This window comes from Microbacterium lacus (assembly GCF_044794305.1).
Taxonomy (GTDB): domain Bacteria; phylum Actinomycetota; class Actinomycetes; order Actinomycetales; family Microbacteriaceae; genus Microbacterium; species Microbacterium lacus_B.
This window is the reverse complement of record NZ_CP084996.1, coordinates 3,078,313-3,094,448: the sequence shown is the minus strand read 5'-3', so window position 1 is coordinate 3,094,448 and position 16,136 is coordinate 3,078,313. Positions and strand designations below refer to the sequence as shown.

General features: G+C 66.7%; 20 protein-coding genes and 1 tRNA gene. 12 read left to right on the top strand and 9 right to left on the bottom strand.

Annotated features, from left to right (window positions below; all coding sequences use genetic code 11):
* The first annotated feature begins 52 nt into the window (after positions 1-52).
* The 5 genes from LG299_RS14605 (at position 53) to LG299_RS14585 (ending at position 3,206) form a co-directional block, all read left to right on the top strand.
* Entirely contained in the window at positions 53-1,063 is a 1,011-nt protein-coding gene (locus tag LG299_RS14605; protein ID WP_404431483.1) for a helix-turn-helix transcriptional regulator, read from the top strand.
* Positions 1,060-1,551, top strand: a complete 492-nt coding sequence (locus LG299_RS14600; RefSeq protein WP_404431481.1) for a heme-degrading domain-containing protein — start codon at positions 1,060-1,062, stop codon at positions 1,549-1,551. The genes LG299_RS14605 and LG299_RS14600 overlap by 4 nt, the downstream gene beginning before the upstream one ends.
* A gap of 70 nt (positions 1,552-1,621) precedes the next feature.
* A complete protein-coding gene (locus tag LG299_RS14595) occupies positions 1,622-2,515 on the top strand; it encodes an SDR family oxidoreductase (RefSeq protein WP_404431479.1) in 894 nt (297 codons plus the stop codon).
* A gap of 10 nt (positions 2,516-2,525) precedes the next feature.
* Positions 2,526-3,029, top strand: a complete 504-nt coding sequence (locus tag LG299_RS14590) for a hypothetical protein (RefSeq protein WP_404431477.1) — start codon at positions 2,526-2,528, stop codon at positions 3,027-3,029.
* A gap of 27 nt (positions 3,030-3,056) precedes the next feature.
* Positions 3,057-3,206 carry a hypothetical protein gene (locus LG299_RS14585; RefSeq protein ID WP_404431475.1) on the top strand — a complete coding sequence of 50 codons (150 nt, stop codon included), beginning with the start codon at positions 3,057-3,059 and terminating at the stop codon, positions 3,204-3,206.
* A gap of 22 nt (positions 3,207-3,228) precedes the next feature.
* Here LG299_RS14585 and LG299_RS14580 read toward each other — a convergent pair whose 3' ends face one another.
* A complete protein-coding gene (locus tag LG299_RS14580) occupies positions 3,229-3,798 on the bottom strand; it encodes a Dps family protein (RefSeq protein ID WP_404431473.1) in 570 nt (189 codons plus the stop codon).
* A 171-nt stretch (positions 3,799-3,969) separates the two neighbouring features.
* Here LG299_RS14580 and LG299_RS14575 point away from each other — a divergent pair.
* The 3 genes from LG299_RS14575 to LG299_RS14565 all read left to right on the top strand — a co-directional run bounded on the left by LG299_RS14575 (position 3,970) and on the right by LG299_RS14565 (position 6,923).
* Positions 3,970-4,045 (top strand) — tRNA-Met (locus tag LG299_RS14575).
* A gap of 687 nt (positions 4,046-4,732) precedes the next feature.
* Positions 4,733-5,854: an AraC family transcriptional regulator gene (locus tag LG299_RS14570; protein WP_404431471.1), complete on the top strand. Its 1,122-nt coding sequence runs from the start codon at positions 4,733-4,735 to the stop codon at positions 5,852-5,854.
* A gap of 163 nt (positions 5,855-6,017) precedes the next feature.
* Positions 6,018-6,923: an alpha/beta fold hydrolase gene (locus LG299_RS14565; RefSeq protein ID WP_404431469.1), complete on the top strand. Its 906-nt coding sequence runs from the start codon at positions 6,018-6,020 to the stop codon at positions 6,921-6,923.
* Between the two features lie 22 nt (positions 6,924-6,945).
* Here the strand turns inward: LG299_RS14565 and LG299_RS14560 are convergent, their stop codons facing one another.
* Positions 6,946-7,533 carry a GNAT family N-acetyltransferase gene (locus LG299_RS14560; RefSeq protein WP_404431467.1) on the bottom strand — a complete coding sequence of 196 codons (588 nt, stop codon included), beginning with the start codon at positions 7,531-7,533 and terminating at the stop codon, positions 6,946-6,948.
* Positions 7,534-7,622: 89 nt separating this feature from the next.
* Between LG299_RS14560 and LG299_RS14555 the strand changes: the two genes are divergently transcribed.
* The gene (locus LG299_RS14555; RefSeq protein WP_404431465.1) at positions 7,623-7,892 is read left to right on the top strand and encodes a hypothetical protein; all 270 of its coding nucleotides are present in this window, start codon (positions 7,623-7,625) and stop codon (positions 7,890-7,892) included.
* A 23-nt stretch (positions 7,893-7,915) separates the two neighbouring features.
* On the opposite strand, the gene LG299_RS14550 is transcribed toward LG299_RS14555, so the two are convergent.
* The gene (locus LG299_RS14550; protein ID WP_404431463.1) at positions 7,916-9,046 is read right to left on the bottom strand and encodes a DUF4232 domain-containing protein; all 1,131 of its coding nucleotides are present in this window, start codon (positions 9,044-9,046) and stop codon (positions 7,916-7,918) included.
* A 56-nt stretch (positions 9,047-9,102) separates the two neighbouring features.
* On the opposite strand from LG299_RS14550, the gene LG299_RS14545 reads away from it, so the two are divergent.
* Positions 9,103-9,363 carry a hypothetical protein gene (locus LG299_RS14545; RefSeq protein ID WP_404431461.1) on the top strand — a complete coding sequence of 87 codons (261 nt, stop codon included), beginning with the start codon at positions 9,103-9,105 and terminating at the stop codon, positions 9,361-9,363.
* A gap of 182 nt (positions 9,364-9,545) precedes the next feature.
* On the opposite strand, the gene LG299_RS14540 is transcribed toward LG299_RS14545, so the two are convergent.
* The 4 genes from LG299_RS14540 to LG299_RS14525 form a co-directional block, all read right to left on the bottom strand.
* Positions 9,546-10,199 carry an arsenate reductase ArsC gene (locus LG299_RS14540; protein ID WP_404431459.1) on the bottom strand — a complete coding sequence of 218 codons (654 nt, stop codon included), beginning with the start codon at positions 10,197-10,199 and terminating at the stop codon, positions 9,546-9,548.
* Complete coding sequence (locus tag LG299_RS14535; RefSeq protein ID WP_404431457.1) at positions 10,196-10,612, bottom strand: arsenate reductase ArsC; 417 nt, start codon at positions 10,610-10,612, stop codon at positions 10,196-10,198. Before LG299_RS14535 ends, LG299_RS14540 begins: the two co-directional genes overlap by 4 nt.
* Before the next feature lie 96 nt (positions 10,613-10,708).
* Positions 10,709-11,587, bottom strand: coding sequence for a metalloregulator ArsR/SmtB family transcription factor (locus tag LG299_RS14530; RefSeq protein ID WP_404431455.1), 879 nt, complete (start codon positions 11,585-11,587; stop codon positions 10,709-10,711).
* 35 nt (positions 11,588-11,622) lie between these two features.
* Positions 11,623-12,936, bottom strand: a complete 1,314-nt coding sequence (locus LG299_RS14525; RefSeq protein WP_404431453.1) for an FAD-dependent oxidoreductase — start codon at positions 12,934-12,936, stop codon at positions 11,623-11,625.
* Between the two features lie 88 nt (positions 12,937-13,024).
* Here LG299_RS14525 and LG299_RS14520 point away from each other — a divergent pair, with 88 nt between their 5' ends.
* On the top strand, positions 13,025-13,375 hold the full coding sequence (locus tag LG299_RS14520) for an ArsR/SmtB family transcription factor (RefSeq protein WP_404431451.1): 351 nt from the start codon (positions 13,025-13,027) through the stop codon (positions 13,373-13,375).
* 77 nt (positions 13,376-13,452) lie between these two features.
* A complete protein-coding gene (locus LG299_RS14515; RefSeq protein WP_404431449.1) occupies positions 13,453-14,130 on the top strand; it encodes an aquaporin in 678 nt (225 codons plus the stop codon).
* Here the strand turns inward: LG299_RS14515 and LG299_RS14510 are convergent.
* Together LG299_RS14510 and LG299_RS14505 are read right to left on the bottom strand one after the other, a co-directional pair.
* Positions 14,127-15,167, bottom strand: coding sequence for an ABC transporter permease (locus LG299_RS14510; protein ID WP_404431447.1), 1,041 nt, complete (start codon positions 15,165-15,167; stop codon positions 14,127-14,129). The two genes, LG299_RS14515 and LG299_RS14510, sit on opposite strands and share 4 nt — an antisense overlap.
* The gene (locus LG299_RS14505; protein ID WP_404431445.1) at positions 15,164-16,099 is read right to left on the bottom strand and encodes an ABC transporter ATP-binding protein; all 936 of its coding nucleotides are present in this window, start codon (positions 16,097-16,099) and stop codon (positions 15,164-15,166) included. The genes LG299_RS14510 and LG299_RS14505 overlap by 4 nt, the downstream gene beginning before the upstream one ends.
* Positions 16,100-16,136: the final 37 nt, after the last annotated feature.

Genomic DNA, 16,136 nt, shown 5'->3' with positions numbered 1-16,136 from the left:
CTAGAAAGCAACGCGGACAGATTCCGTCCGCGTTCTGTGAGAATCTTTTGCCATGTCAGACACCACGACGCGAGCCCTTTCGCTGCTGAATCTGCTGCAAACGCACCGGCACTGGCCCGGTTCCGAACTCGCCGACCGTCTGGGTGTCACCGAACGCACCGTCCGCCGTGACGTCGAGCGCCTGCGTGACCTCGGGTACCGCATCGAGTCATCCCCCGGAGCGACCGGTGGGTACAGGCTCGAGGCGGGAAGCGCTGTGCCCCCGCTTCTCCTCACCGATGAGGAGGCCGTGGCAATGGCGATCGGGCTACGAGTCGCAGCATCCCAAAGACTCGTCGCTGGCCCCGAGACGACGATCACTGCGCTCGCGAAACTCGAACAAGTGCTTCCGGCGCCGCTTCGACGCAGGGTCAACGCGCTCGCCGAAACCGTCCAGCCAGCGGGGATGAACGCCGGTGCCGCGGTCTCGAGCGAGGTGCTCGGCGAACTCGCCCTAGCCTGCCGCGACCATGAACGTGTGCGCTTCACCTACACCGCGGCATCCGGCGAAGTGACCACCCGCAGGGTCGATCCGCACGCGCTCGCCCCCGCCGAGCGCCACTGGTACCTGCTCTGCTGGGATCTCGACAAACAGGACTGGCGCACCTTCCGGGTCGACCGACTGACCGGAGTTGAGCACACGCGTGTGCTCTTCGAGCCCCGGCCGCTCACCCCGGAAGAGATCGAGGAGTTCATCCTGGTCGCGCGGTCGTGGGTGCGACAGGCGGTCGAGGCGGACGCCGTGATGGACCTACCGTTTGACACCATGCGCGAGTTGTTCGGCCAGTGGGGCCAGGGCGCCACCGCCGAAGACGACGAACACACCCGGTGGCCCGTCGGCGGTGCCGACTTCCGCGAGACGATGTACGGACTGTCGTGGATCCCCGAGGGCGTCGAGTACACCACCGATCTCGCGGAACCCGCGCGTTCAGAGCTCCGTGAAGTACTTGGGCGGATGCTCCGCGCCCTCGACGCTCCGCACCCTCGCTCGAGGGTTCGACCCGGCGCTACTGTCGAGGCATGACCGACGATTCCCGCGCGATCCTTGCCCGTGTTGAAGCCGAGGAGCGCGAGCTTGTGCTCCCTCCGTTCGATATCTCGGATGCCTGGGTTCTGGGCTCGCGCCTGCGCGACGACGCCCTCGTGCGCGAGCTCCCCATCGTCATCGGCATCACCCTGGGAGAGGCGCGTGTCTTTCACACTGCACTGCCCGGGTCCAGCGCAGACAACGACGGATGGCTCGACCGCAAGACCCGCGTCGCGAAGCGCTTCGGACGCTCGTCGTATGGGGTCGGCCTGTCGTTCCGCGCGAAGGGCAGGGACTTCGACACGGACGCGCGCCTCGACACGAGTCTCTACGCGGCCCACGGCGGCGTCTTCCCGATCACGGTGCTCGGTGTGGGCATGGTCGGCACCGTGGGTGTATCTGGCCTACCTCAAGCAGAAGACCACGCGCTCGTCGTCGAACACCTCCGGGCGTGGCTGGACGGACTCGCGGGCGAGAACAGCTAGCGACGTATAGGTCAGTCTCGGCACTGTCAATCCCCTGCCGGGATCGCGATCGATCCGTTCTGCTGGAGGCATGACTGAAACAGTTGCGCACCTGATCGACCCTCGGACGAAGTACTACAGCGGCGAGTTCCCTATCGATTCGCAGACTCAGCCCGGGCTTACGACTGACACGGCGCCGAAGCCCGACCACGGGGAGGACTCCTACGTCGGCGCGGGGCGCCTGATCGGCCGGAAGGCACTCATCACGGGGGGCGACTCCGGCATCGGCCGAGCCGTCGCCATCGCCTTTGCCCGCGAGGGCGCCGACGTGGCGATCGCGCATCTCCCCGAAGAAGAAGCCGATGCTGCCGAAACTGTTCGTTTGATTGAGGATGCCGGCGTGAAAGCGATCTCCTTTGCCGGCGACGTCCGCGACGAAAAGTTCGCGACCCGCATCGTCGAGGACACAGCCGCGGGATTGGGTGGACTCGACCTCGTCGTCCTCAATGCGGCGTACCAAAAGAATCGCGAGGGGCTCGAGGCACTGCCCACCGACGAGATGGATCGGGTGTTCCAGACCAACCTCTACGGTCTGCTCTACACGGCGCGGGCGGCACGCCCACACCTGAAGCCCGGCGCATCGATCATCGTCACCGCATCCATTCAGGCTTTCGAACCCTCGCCTGGGTTGATCGACTACGCGATGACGAAGGCAGCCCAGGTCGCTTTCGTCAAGGCCATGGCCGACGAGCTGGGGCCAGAGGGAATCCGCGTGAACGCCGTCGCTCCGGGTCCGATCTGGACACCGCTGATTCCTGCGACCGACTTCGACGACGAGAAGCTGCGCACGTTCGGCTCAGACACACCGTTGGGTCGCGCAGGACAGCCGGCCGAACTCGCTGGCGCGTACGTGTATCTGGCCAGCGAAGATGCCTCGTATGTCACCGGCGCTGTCCTGCCGGTCACCGGCGGCCGGACGCTCTGAGGAGGGCATCATGACTGATCTCATCAAGGGCGACGAGCCGACCACGACACACGCAGCGTGGGGCTCGGGAAACCCACGGCTCCGTGTCACGAGCGAGCATGAGCGCTTCGAGCACGCGTTGACCCACGACTCGACACGCGTCGGTTCATCCAGCGAAAGCGATCTGCTCCTCGTCGGCGCCGAAGCCCACCACGCGACGATCGCTCATGACGGCCGTGACGAGTACGTCTTGACCCTCCACGGCGAGGGCGAGATGAACGCGCGCAGCGGTGACGCGGCGCAGGCTAAGGGGGATCGCACCGAGACGCTCCGCACGGGTGCGCACTTCACCGCGGGGCCGTGGACGCTGGTGTTCGCCCGAGACGAGTTCGCCGACCACGGTCGCGCGTACGGCGGGCGCGAGGGCGGCGAACTCGCCGACCAGCCCGCTCAAGAGGCTCGGCCCGACTATGCCGCCGTCGTCGATGAGGACGACGACGACCCGTCACGACTACTCGAGCCCACACAAGACTGATCGTCCGCTCTCACGAAGGAGTACTCCATGAACGTGCACAGAACCGAAGATCACCCCAACGAGCAACCGGACGCACCAACCGGTGGCGACGAGCTGACCGAGGAACAGCTGCAGGCCGACAACGAAGCTGAGGAAGAGACTCTGAAGACTCTCGACCCCGACTCCGCGCCGGCCTGAAACTGTCCGCGCGCCTTCGTCGTTAGCGCGACGAGGGCGTGCGGTTCTCGGCGCTCACCATCCACGCGTACTGCTCGAGCTTTTCGATGATCGCGTGCAGAATGTCAGCGCTCGTCGGGTCCTCCTCGTCGACGTCGTCGTGCACGCGGCGCATCGTGGCCACCGTGGCATCCAGGCGCGCCGTGATGAGATCCACGGTCTCAGACGTGTCGACCTCGCCCTGCGGGTACTCGGGCAGCGTCGTCGTGGTCGACACCGTGCCACTGCGGCCGTCCGGAATCGCGTGCAGCGCCCGCATCCGCTCAGCAACCGTGTCACTGAACTCGCGAGCCGCCTCGATGATCTCGTCGAGCTGACGGTGGGTGTCGCGGAAGTTGCGGCCGACGACGTTCCAGTGCGCCTGCTTGCCCTGCATCGACAGCTCGAGCAGGTCGACGAGCACCTCTTGCATGAGGTCACTCAGCTTCTTCGAGGCGACGAAACCGCGCTCGGCGTTCTGTCGGCGAGTCGTGCCGGCGCCGGTCGAGGCCGACGGCTTGCTCGTGCTCGTGGTGGACGACGTCTTCTTCGTGGGGGACTTCGTAGGGGACATTGTTCTTACCTCCGTGAGCGACGCTAGTTCGGATGCTTCGCCAGTGAAGGGGCCTTGACAACGACCCTCGGCTATGTCGACAGCGGAATGTGGTTGTTGCGCAAGGACTCATAGCGAAACCCTCGGTCACAGAGGTCGCTCTTTCGGATGCCTCGCCTAGCGTGGAGTCATCGCGGCGTTCCGGGTGGTCCCGGGCTCCAGTTCATACCTGGCAGCGGTGCGGGTTCGACTCCCGCCGTCGCGTCCACTTCCGGTAGGCCGCGATCCCAGTGTTTACGAGGGGTCGCGGCCCTTCGCGTTCACGCCGAAACCGGTTGTGCCAACGTTTGCCCACGTGGGGCTGCTGCTGCAGCAGATCCAGACGGGACGCGGTCGGCCGGCCATGAAGCTGACCGGCGCGCCTACCGGAGTTCATTGCTTTCGGGTTTCGGGCTGCGGCCGAGAGCGTCTCAGCCGTAGTGGTACCTCACCCCCCGGGCCGAGCCACATACCAGCAACGCGTATATGGCGAGATGCCCCATGATGATCGCCATGCCTACGGCCACGATCGGTATCGCGATGACTTTTCTTGCATTCATCCTTCGGTTCTGCCGCCATTGACGCGGTCCGTTCACGCGCCCTGAATGGTCGCGAAAATCACCAATGCGATGACGACGGCAAGCGAGCCGATGACGAACCATGCAGGCTCCCCGCAGATCTTCCGTCTGAGATGTGCTGGCCGACGTTCATCGTTCGGCGAAGGAGGATGAGGGGACATTGGCATCTTTGAGGTGGCTTTCGGGCTCGTCGTCTCGGTGCGTGCCAGGCAAGGCGCTTCGGCAGCGTCTAAACGTAAGAGCGCCATGCCGTCCCCCGATATCCGGCCGACGCGGCGGTTGATCCGATTTGCGCGAAGCGCGCACGCCCTCTCAGGTGCGGCGCTTAGCATGTCCGAATGCGATCACAGGCCGGCGAGATGTTCGGGAGCCATCGCGTCGCCTCGAGCCGCGACGTCGACCACGCCCGGCAGCTGCTCAGCGAGGTCTTCCTTCCGGTCGATTTCCCGTCAGCACGTACGTCGAGCACGTTCGAGATGCAGCTCAATGCGCTGAAGGTGGGCAAGCTCACCTGCGGGTACATGCGGTTTCGTGATGCGGTGCGCATCGAGACGGCGGAGGCCGAGAACTATCACATCGATATCCCGACTCGGGGGCGAGCGACGATGCGCGCGGGCCTGGGGGCACCGGTTCACGGCACCCAGCACACGGCGGGTGTCTTTATGCCGGGGCGGCCGGTCGAGATCGCCAGCGATGAGGCATTCGCGCAGCTCTCGCTCATGATCCCTCGCGACCACTTGCAGCTCGAGGTGCAGAATCTGCTCGGCCATGAGCTCTCCGGCCCGCTCGAGTTCGGGGGCGAGATCGATCTCATGGCGCCAGGCGCGCACACGATGATGCAGGCGCTGCGGATGATCGACGAGGCATCGCACCAGGCGGGCGGACTCCTCGCGCACCCCCTCGCCGCACAGCGGCTGGAGCAGGTCGTGATGCACAGTCTCCTCTTCGCGCAGCCGCACAACCACTCGGCTGCGCTGGCAGGTCCGTCGCGTGCCGCCGGCGTTCAGCCCGTCTCGCATGCGGTCGAACTCTTGCGCAGCGACCCCGCGCATCCGTGGACCGTAATGCAATTGGCAACACAGGTTTCGGTGAGCGTCCGCAGCTTGCAAGAAGGCTTCCGTCGGTCCCTGGATACGACGCCCATGGCATACCTGCGGCACCTCAGGCTCGAGAAGGTGCATGAGGATCTGATGACAGCGGCACCGGGCACCGTCAACGTGACCGAGGTGGCAGCCCGCTGGGGGTTCGCCCATCTCGGTAGGTTCGCGGCGGCCTACCGCCGCGAGTTCTCGGAGCGCCCGTCCGACACCCTGCGGATCGGGGAGCGCACCCACCAGGGCGACCAGCTGAACCTCCCCGAGCGGCCCGCGCATATCGACTCGATGTGGTCACCTCCGGCCGGCCTGGACGAGATGCTCGTAGACGAGGCGGACAGCGATCGCACCTTCACCGGCGGCTGATGCCACTCGCTTCACGTGTCGATGCTGAGCCACGGGTGCCGACTGTCAGTTCGTTCATGGCCCTTCCGGCCCGGCCCGCGAAGGGAGTATCTTGAAGCCGCAATCGGCGGAGACCGACGCAGCACTCCGTGCGAGTCTCATCACATCGGGGACGGGGGCCAGCATGGCCAAGAATCCGGAGAAGGCCAGCTATCGCCATCGGGGGCGGCTGACTCCGACGCGTCCCGCCTCGAACCTTGCCGAGCGGTGGACCCTCGTCGATGGGGTCGATGTCTTCTACCGCGAGTCTCCCGCCCACCTCGACGCTCCGGTGATGACCCACCTTCACGGTTTTGGCCTCTCCGGCCGGTACCTCCTGCCGACCGCCGAGCGTCTCGCCGACGAATTCCACACGTACGTTCCCGACCTACCGGGCTTTGGCCGCAGCGGAAAGCCGAAGGAATCGCTTGATGTTCCGGGGCTGGCGCACGCGGCGGCGAGGTTCCTCGACGACCGTGGGGTGGAGAAGACCACTCTGGTCGGCAACTCGATGGGCTGCCCCGTCATCCTCGAGTTCGCTCGCCGCTATCCCGAGCGCGTCCACCGCACCGTGCTTGTTTCGCCCGCGGGCGGGGTATTCAACCAGCCGCTCCGACGCGCCGTCGGACAGCTCGCCAAAGACGGAGGGCTGGAGCCCCGGAAGATGATCTCCGTCGCAACCCCGGACTATCTGCGCTTCGGTGTTCCCAGCACTTTCAAGATGTTCAAGGCGCTGACCGAGTACCCCTCACTGAAGAGGCTGCTCGAACTCCAGATTCCGACGCTCGTGGTCATCGGGGAACGGGACCCCCTGCTGCCCGGACCGGAACGGGTACAGGAAGTGGCAAACCAAACCGACAGTCACGTTCTCGTCGTGCTTCTCGAGGGTGCCGCACACGCGATCAACTTCAGCCACCCCGGTGAGCTTGCAAACGTCATCCGTCTTTTCATGCACGACAAGCCGATCCGTGACGACCCGCGCTTCCCCGATCACCGACGAGTCTTCGAAGTGCACCGCGGCAAACACCATCCGCCACCTCGGGACCCATAACCATCCCAGTGTCTTCAGGGGGTCACGGCCGCGGTGCTGCAGCCGGAACCATCTTGCGCATCACGGTCTTGCTCTTGCCGATGTGCCGCTCGAAGGTGAACCCCGCCTTCTCGAACATCGCACGCGTGCCGTTGTGCAGGAACGAAGATGACGTCCTTTTGCCGGGGAGGAGCTCGTTGGGGAAGGAGACCACTTCGCCGCCGCCGGCGTGGGCGATGAGGTCGAGTGCGCCATCCAGCGCTTCCCGCGCCACACCGGTACGCCGATGATCGCGGTCGACGAAGAAGCAGGTGATGCGCCACGGCGCCGGGTTGGTCTCGCCCGCGTCGTACTGCTTGCGGTGATAGATGCCGGGCAGTTCCTCCGGGGTCCCGTACTCACACCACGCGATCGCGGCGTCACCGTCGAAGACCAGAGCGGCGTGGGCAACGCCCTCGTCCACGAGGCGCTTCTTGAACGTCGGCCCGTCGTACTCGCTCTTGACGGTGCGTTCGGTGTCGGCATGAAAGTAGGAGCAGTAGCATCCGCCCCACACGCCGTTGTGCTTCTGCGCGAGCGCCAACCACGCCGGATAGGTTTCGGAAGTCAGCGGCCTGATCACGTGCGCCATCTCGTCTCCTCGCGTCGGTTCGTTCAGTCTGCCGACCGCCACAGACACCCGACAAGGGCGGGCGCTGACAGAGACGCGATAATCGTCGTATGTCTTCCTCTGCAGAACGCCAAACCAACCGGACCGCCTGGGCCGCATTCTGGGTCGGGCTCGCCGGCCTCGTCCTCATGCCCATCCCCCTCTTCATCGGTTTGATCCTCGGGGGCGGCCTTTCGATCGTCGCCGCAGTCCTCGCTGTGATCGCCCTCCTGAAGGGGCTCGCGCGGAGCGGCAAGGGCATCGCGCCCGTCGTCTTCGCTGCGATCTTCATTGCGCTCACGTGGGCGGGCATCTCCGTCGGCGGCGGCACCATCTGGTAGCGAGTCCCCTGCCCGCTGGCGACCTACGGCGCGGACCCTCCGGTGGTCGGCAGCGCCCACGCGGTGATCGTCACCGTCGACCCTTCGACGATGTCGTTCTCGATCGGCCACGACCCGCGCACCTCGCCGGCGGTCGCCGCGCCATACAGCGATCGGGCCACCAACGCGCCCGCGGTCGCGTTGGCGTCCCACCCGATGTTCGCGACGGCGGTGCCCTGCGCGGGGATCTCGATGCGGGTGGCGCCGGCATCCTGCGCCATGAAAGAACTGCCGCGCTCGATCGTGACATCCAGCGCGTTGCCGTTCTGGTCGGCGAACGCGAAGTCGGGGTAGCCCTCGATCACACACGGCTCGTCGGTGAAGTTCATCAACTGCACCGACTGCAGCCGGTGCCCGGTCGCGGCGTCGCTGCCGCCGAGCAGCAGCACCGCACGGTCGGGTGTGCACCAATCGGCGGTCGTCTCGATCGCTTCGGGCGCGACGGTGGGGACGGGCGTGCCGTCGGCGAGCGGGTTCGGAAGCGCGCCGTCTGCGGGGTCGACGCCTTCGGCGAGGGCGGATGCTTCGGCCGAAGCCACGCGCGCCGCGCGCATTCCGAACACAGCCGTCGCGAGCACCGCGGCGAGCGCGAGCACCGCGAGGAGGATCAGCCACAGGCGCGTCCTCGGCGCCGTCGAGTCGTTCGGGTTCCCGCGGGCGAACTTCGCCGCGATCAGGCCCGGCATCCAGCCGTACAGCAGCCCCCAATATGCTCCGACGGCTGCGAGGCGTCCGAGATCGCTCGACCACCCGATCCGGCCGATCGCCATGAACATGTCGACGAAGACCGAGGCATCGATCGCGAAGCCGACCGCAGCTCCCGCCGCAACGGTCGCGAGCCATGCGCGCCACAGGGCCGCCTGGCTCGTCGAGGTGGGCGTGAAGCGCGAGACCATAAGGTGCACCGCGGCCACGCTGAGGAATCCGACGATGATGAAGAGCACGGTCCATCCGGCCGGCCACGCCCAGACCGACAGCGGGATGGTTCCCGGGAGGATCACACCCTCCATCCCGCGCAACGTGGAGTTCCAGAGCAGGGCCGAACTCACCGCTCCGACCACGAGCCAGAGCAGACCTGCGCACGCGCTGACGATGAAGTGTGGGGGGATCTTCACCATCCCAACCTAGCCAACGCTCGCATCGCTCATCGACCCGGATCTATCGTGGTGCCATGCCACCCGCCCGCGTCGCTCCCGTGATCTGGTGGGGCGTCGTGGCGATGGTTCTCGTCTCGATCGCTCTGGCACCGCTCATCACGGTCGGGTGGTGCTTCGATGCAGTCGAGGGCGGCACGTCGGAGTGCGGGTCTTCGCAGCGGTCCGTTCTGGGTGTCGACTCCTCGCTGTGGCTCTGGCTCGCTGCGCTGGCCGTGGTCGTCGTGGTCACCGTTGTCGCAGCTCTCGCTCGAGCGCGGTCACGGGCTTCGGGCTGAAGCATCCGCCCGCCGTCAATGTGTCAGGAGTTGTCGCTTTGGCCGCCTCGAAGCGACCAGATGTGACACATCGACGCCGCTACCGAGCCCGCCCAGAAGTTGGTCTGTCACAAATGACGCGCACCCAAGAGCGTCCATTCGCGGCACACGAATGGATGCCTCGCCCCAGCCCGCCAGAGAACTCAGCGGCGGACGGGCACCAGTTCCGCGATGAGTTCTTCGACCTGGATCCGGATGGCATCGCGCACGGCGCGGACGCCGTCGAGGTCAAGCTGAGCGGGGTCAGCGAGCGACCAGTCGAGGTAGCGCTTGCCCGGGTAGAGCGGGCACGCGTCGCCGCATCCCATCGTGACCACAGCATCCGCCGCCCGCACGACATCGTCGGTGAGCGGTTTCGGAAACTCGTCTTCGACGGTGATGCCGATCTCGGCGAGCACCGTGATGACGGAAGGGAGGATGCCGGCACCCGACGGCTGTGATCCGGCGGAGCGCACATGCACCCGGCCACCGGACAGGTGCCGCGTGAGGGCCGCCGCCATCTGCGAGCGGCCCGAGTTCTGCACGCAGACGTAGAGCACCTCGGGCACAGGCTTGGCGATAATGCCCTTGGACTGCGCGAGCGCGGTCAGGCGATCAGCGGCGAACCGTTCGGCGAGGCTCGGAAGGTGGGTGCGCACGGTGGCGCCGAGGCCGAGTGCGGCGTAGGACTCGAATACGACCCGCTCGACGGTCTCTTCGGCGAAGACCCCGGAGAAGCGCTGCGCCAATCGCTCGGATGCGCGATGAAGGACGGAGTCGGGTGTGAGCAGCGCGCTCTGCCCGCCCGGCCCGGTCATGCGACCGAGTCCGAAGGAACGAGATCGGCGATGAGCGCCTCGATGCGTCGGCGGATGTCGTCGCGGATCGGACGGACGGCGTCGATACCCTGACCGGCCGGGTCGTCGAGCTCCCAGTCTTCGTAGCGCTTGCCCGGGAAGATGGGGCACGCGTCGCCGCAGCCCATCGTGATCACGACGTCCGACTCCTTCACGGCCTCGACCGTGAGCACCTTTGGGGTGTTGCCGGTGATGTCGATGCCCTCTTCGGCCATCGCCTCGACCGCGATCGGGTTGATCGTGTCTTTCGGGGCGGATCCCGCCGAGAGCACCTCGACACGATCACCCGCGAGCGCACGCAGGTAGCCGGCGGCCATTTGCGAACGGCCGGCGTTGTGGACGCAGACGAACAGGACGGTGGGCTTGTCATTCATGGCGGATGCTTCCTCTTGCGCTGCACGGATACGAAAAGCATAGATGCTTATCTATCCATTCGTCATCGAGGCAGGTGAACACCGAGTGAACTCAGCTCAGGCCGACACCAACTCGGCGAGCAGCCCGCGCACGCGCGCGTCGATGTCATCGCGGATCCTCCGTACGACCTCGGGAGACTTGCCGACCGGATCGTCGAGGTCCCAGTCGAGGTAGCGACGCCCAGGATAGATCGGGCACGCGTCGCCGCAACCCATCGTCACGACGACGTCGGCCGCACGCACCACATCGTCGGTCAGCGGCTTCGGAAACTCCCCTCCGACGGACACCCCGATCTCGTCGAGCGCCTGGACAATCGACGCCCGCACCTCGGACGCGGGAGCAGACCCCGCGGTGCGCACGACGACCCGATCACCGGCCAACTGGCGGAGAATGCCCGCGGCGAGCTGCGAGCGCCCCGCGTTCTGCACGCAGACGAAGAGCACTTCCGGGACGCCCGACGACTCTCCGGTCGCCCGGCTCAAGGCATCCAATCGCGCCGCAGCGAACGCCGCCGTCCGTGAGGCGATCAGCGCCGAGGTCGCGCCCCGCGCCAGTAACGCGTGACTCTCGAGCACATGCGCCCGGACTGTCTCCGCGCTGAACACTCCGCGATACCGCAGCGCGAGATCATCGACGATGCGCTCAACATCGGGCTCAGCGACGGGCGCGGGCGCCTCGAGCAAGGCCGCAACTCGCGTCGAGTAGCCGGGCGCGATCGAGTACCAGACCCGCCGCCCCTCGGGCTCACGCGTGACGATACCCTCGTCGAGCAAGGCCTTCATGTGGTGACTGACAGTCGGTTGGCGAAGCTCGAGCACTTCCGCCAGCTGTCCGACCAGCGCCCTGCCGTCCTCCGACTCCGAGATCAGCTGCAGCATACTCGCCCGGGTCGGGTCGCCGAGAACGCGCAGCGCACGGGGGTCGACGGCATCCATAGATCACAGTCTATCGACGCGTGAAAAGGGTCAGCCTACGAGCAGCAGCTCGATCCGCCGCCGACGTCCGTCGAGCATACGCCGGTGGCCGGGAGGACGAGTTCGACGGCGGATGCTGCCACCACATCTCCCGCGATCCAGGCCACGACCGACCGCACCTGCTCGTAACCGGTCGCCAGCAAGAAGGTCGGCGCGCGCCCGTACGACTTCATCCCGACGATGAAGAAGCCGTGCTCAGGATGCGTCAGCTCGCGGAATCCGTGCGGCTCGACCGTCCCGCACGAATGCACGTTCGGGTCGATCAGCGGCGCCAGGCGCTTGGGTGCCTCGATGATGTCATCGAGCTCGATGCGCACTTCGCGGAGCATGTCGAGGTCGGGCCGGAAGCCGGTGGCGTTCACGACGACGTCCGTCTCGTGGGTGACGACCTCACCGCGGCGCTGGCCCACGAGTTCGACGCCGTCGGCCGCACGGCGAGCGCGGATGATCTCGAACCCGTCGACCAGCTCGATGCGCCCATCCGCGACGGCACGATCCACGCGTCCGCCGAGGGCTGCGCGGTCGGCGAGCTCGTCATCGGGCGACGACGTCACGCGCGCGGCCTTGGTGTTGCGGATCATCCAGGCCACCTGAGTGTCAGGCTCTGAACGTGCAAGCTCGATCAGTGCGAGCAAAGTGTTCGCGGCGGAGTGCCCCGCACCCACCACGGTCACTCGGCGACCGGCGAACAGCGCGCGATCGCGGCCCAGCACATCGGGCAGCGCCGGGGTGACCGCATCCGCAATCTCTTCCATCCCCAACAGCCCGAGGCCGTTCGAAGACAGCGCGTTCGGTGTGCGATACGTGCCCGACGCGTCGATGACCGCGCGGGCGGTGAGCTCGTCGACACCGTTCGCGTCGTGGATGCGCAGCACGAACGGGGTCACCTTGCGCGACCGCGTGCGCGTCCGGTCCATCCCCTCACGGGCGACGGCGGTGACTTCGACTTCGGTGCGAATGTGCGAGGCGATCTGCGGGAGCTGCGAGAGCGGCACCAGGTACTGCTCAACCAGGTCGGTACCGTTCGGCGCGCGCTCGGGGTTCGGCATCTGCCATCCGCTCGCCTCGAGCATGCGCCGCGAGACCGGGTCCACGAGGTGCTTCCACGGCGAGAACAGACGCGTGTGCCCCCACGAACGGATGCTCGCGGCGATGTCGTCGCCGGCCTCGAACAGGACGAAGTCGATTCCTCGGTCGGCGAGGTTCGCTGCGGCGGCAAGCCCGATGGGGCCTGCACCGATGATCGCGACCGGCAGAGTGGCGAGCCGGTCGCTGCGGCTCGTACGAGGGGTGATGTCGAGCAGGGTCACTGCATCCTCCAGAAGCAAGTATCGATGATCTTCGATATTCAGTCTTCCCTACGTATCGATGACTGTCAATATCGACTACCATCGATGCATGACCATGCTCGAGATCACGGATGTCACCGCGACAGCCGCCTGTTGCACGCCTCTCGTGCGCGAGCCGCTCACCGCGGCCGACGCCGAGCAACTCGCTCACACAATGAAGGCACTGGCCGACCCGACGCGCCTGCGACTGCTGTCGATCGTTGCTGCGTCGGCGGATGCCGAAGCCTGTGTGTGCGACCTCATCGAGCCGGTCGGCCTGAGCCAGCCCACAGTGTCGCACCACCTGAAGGTGCTCGCCGACGCCGGATTCCTCACCCGCAGCAAGCGCGGAACCTGGGCGTACTACGCTCTCGTACCGGGCACCCTCGACCGCATCTCGCAGCTCCTCGTCGCCTCGTGAGCGGAGGACATTCCACGACGGGAGGGGACTTTGGGGCATCTTCGTCCTCGCTTGGCCGCACCTCCTCCCCCGGTCGCATGAACGCGTCCAACGTCCGCGCCCTCGGCGCCGAGTTCCTCGGCAGCGCCCTGCTCGCCACCGTTGTCATCGGCTCAGGGATCGCCGCATCCCGCCTCTCCCCCGACGATGTCGGACTGCAACTCTTCGAGAACGCCTTCGCCACCGCGCTCGGGCTCGGAGTGTTGATCTTGGTCTTCCAGACCGTCTCAGGCGCGCATTTCAACCCCGTGGTCACGATCGTCGACGCCCTTCTCCATCGCAAGCCGTGGTCGCTGTCGAGCAGCTACATCCCGGTTCAGATCGCCGGATGCATCGGCGGTGCCATGCTCGCCAACCTCATGTTCGACCTGCCGGCCGCGACGTGGAGCACAACCGACCGGGCGAGCTGGCCCACGGTGCTGGCCGAGGTCGTGGCGACCGCGGGGCTGATCCTCGTGATCTTCGCCCTCGTGCGCACGGGCCGCGGTCACCTCGCCGCCCCCGCGGTGGGCGCGTACATCGGCGCAGCCTACTTCTTCACATCGTCGACGAGCTTCGCGAACCCGGCCATCACCATCGGTCGCATGTTCTCTGACACGTTTGCGGGGATCGCCCCCACCTCAGCACTGCCGTTCATCGGCGCACAGGTGGTCGGCGCAGCGATCGGGCTCGCGCTCATCGTCGGGCTCTTCCCCGCCGAGCGCTCTTCGAGCTAGGCGATGCGCGTGCCCGGCGGCAACCGCCGCGCGGGTGTGCGCGTGCGCGCCCACGCCCACCAGAGCAGACCCGCGGCCAGAAGCATCTGCAATCCGAGCCCCACGAACCAGCTCGGTGTCGTCGATGCCACGACCTCTTCGGCCGTCGGCCCTTGGGGCTCACGCACCGGGTTGCAGTCATCCCAGGACTGCTCGAGATCGGGCGGGAGCTGCGACACCCGCACCCCGTACTTGATCTGACCGAAGAGGTCCATCGGGTACCCCTGGGCGTCAAAAGTGGTCGGCGTCGCGTCCGCGAGAATCACGAACGGGTTGGCGGCCAGCATCCACCAGACGTAGTCGAAGCGGGGCATCTCGAATGTCGAGACTTCCCACTCGCCGCACTCCGACGGATCGTAATTGCCCTCGTTGTCGTAGACATACGAGCGGTACTGATGGGTCGCTTCAGATCGCACGGCAGACCCACCGAGTCCGAACGCGATCAGCGTGCCGATGACGAGGGCCGCAACCGTGAGGTAGGTCACCGCGACCGAGAAGATGGGCTTCGCGAGAATGCCGCTCAGCCCCACACCGATGGCCGCGATCACACCGATCTCGACGATCAGAACCACGAGTGAGACGATCACCACGAGGGGTGAGATGCCCCCGCCGAAGGTCGCGATGAGCATGAACGGCACGGCCACGACCACGAAGGCAAGGCCGGTGAGCCACGCGGCCAAGAACTTGCCGAGCAGAATCTCGGCGGTCGTGGCGAGTGTCACCTGCACCGGGGCGAGGGTCGCAGCATCCCGATCGCCGTTGATCGCATTGCCGCTCAGCGTCGGCGAGACGAGCACGGCGAGCAGCAGAGCCATGAAGACAACGGTCGAGTAGACCCCGACGCCCCGATCGTTCGCGCTCGACCAGACCGAGAACGACAGCACGGTCACGGCGAGCAGGATCACGGCACAGACGCCGAGCAGGATGTACCAGGTCGAACTGCGCACGCGCTGCGTCAGTTCGAGGCCGATGATGGTCCGGATGCGGGCGCCGCTCACGGTGCCACCTCCCCGAGGTCGAGGAACGACTGTTCCAATCGGCCGGTCGCCGGCGCGAACTCCGCGACCGCGAGGCCCGCCGCGACAAGCGCACGAAGAGCCTCGACGGCTTCGGCTTCTGTGGCGAAAGAGACGAACGCATCACCGCGGTCGACCCGCACTCCGCCGGTATCGCGGCCGAGTGCGAGGGCGACGGATGCTGCCGCATCCGCCTGATCGTCAGCCATCAGCCGCACGCGCCAGACGCGAGAACGCGTGGCCGCGACCGCGGCAAGACTTTCTTGGCGGACACTCTCGCCCGCCACGAGGAAGACCGCGTCGTCGACGACCTCTTCGAGTTCGGAGAGGATGTGGCTGGAGACGAGGATCGTCCGGCCCTCGTCGGCGAAGCGGCGAAGGAGGACGCGGAGGTCGATCCGCGCCTGCGGGTCAAGACCCGAGGCCGGTTCGTCGAGCAGCAGGACGCGCGGGTCGTGCATGAGCGCGCGCGCCAGGCCGAGCCGTTGCTTCTGCCCACGCGAGAACACGCGCGCGGGCGAATCGGCGAGGTCGGTCAGTCCGACCTGGTCGAGCATCGTCACGGCCCGCGCCTCGGCCTCGGGCCGCGCCAGGTCGTACAGCTTGCCCGTGACGACAAGGGTCTCTCGGGCCGTCAGCGAACCCCAGGCGCCGAGCGCGTCGGGCATCCAGCCGAGCAGGGCGCGCGCCTTCTGCGGCTCGGCGACGGGGTCGACACCGTCGATGCGGATCTCGCCCGCATCGGGGGCCAGCAACGACGACAGCATGAGCAGCAGTGTCGTCTTGCCCGACCCGTTGGGTCCGACCAGGCCGGTGACCCTGCCCGCATGAGCTTCGAGCGAAACGTTTTTGACGGCGGCGACGGTCCCGAAAGATCTGCGCACGCCGGTGGCCACGATGCCGGGGGAAGTCATGACTCCACACTATGACCCTCGCGCAGTCGCGCCGGAG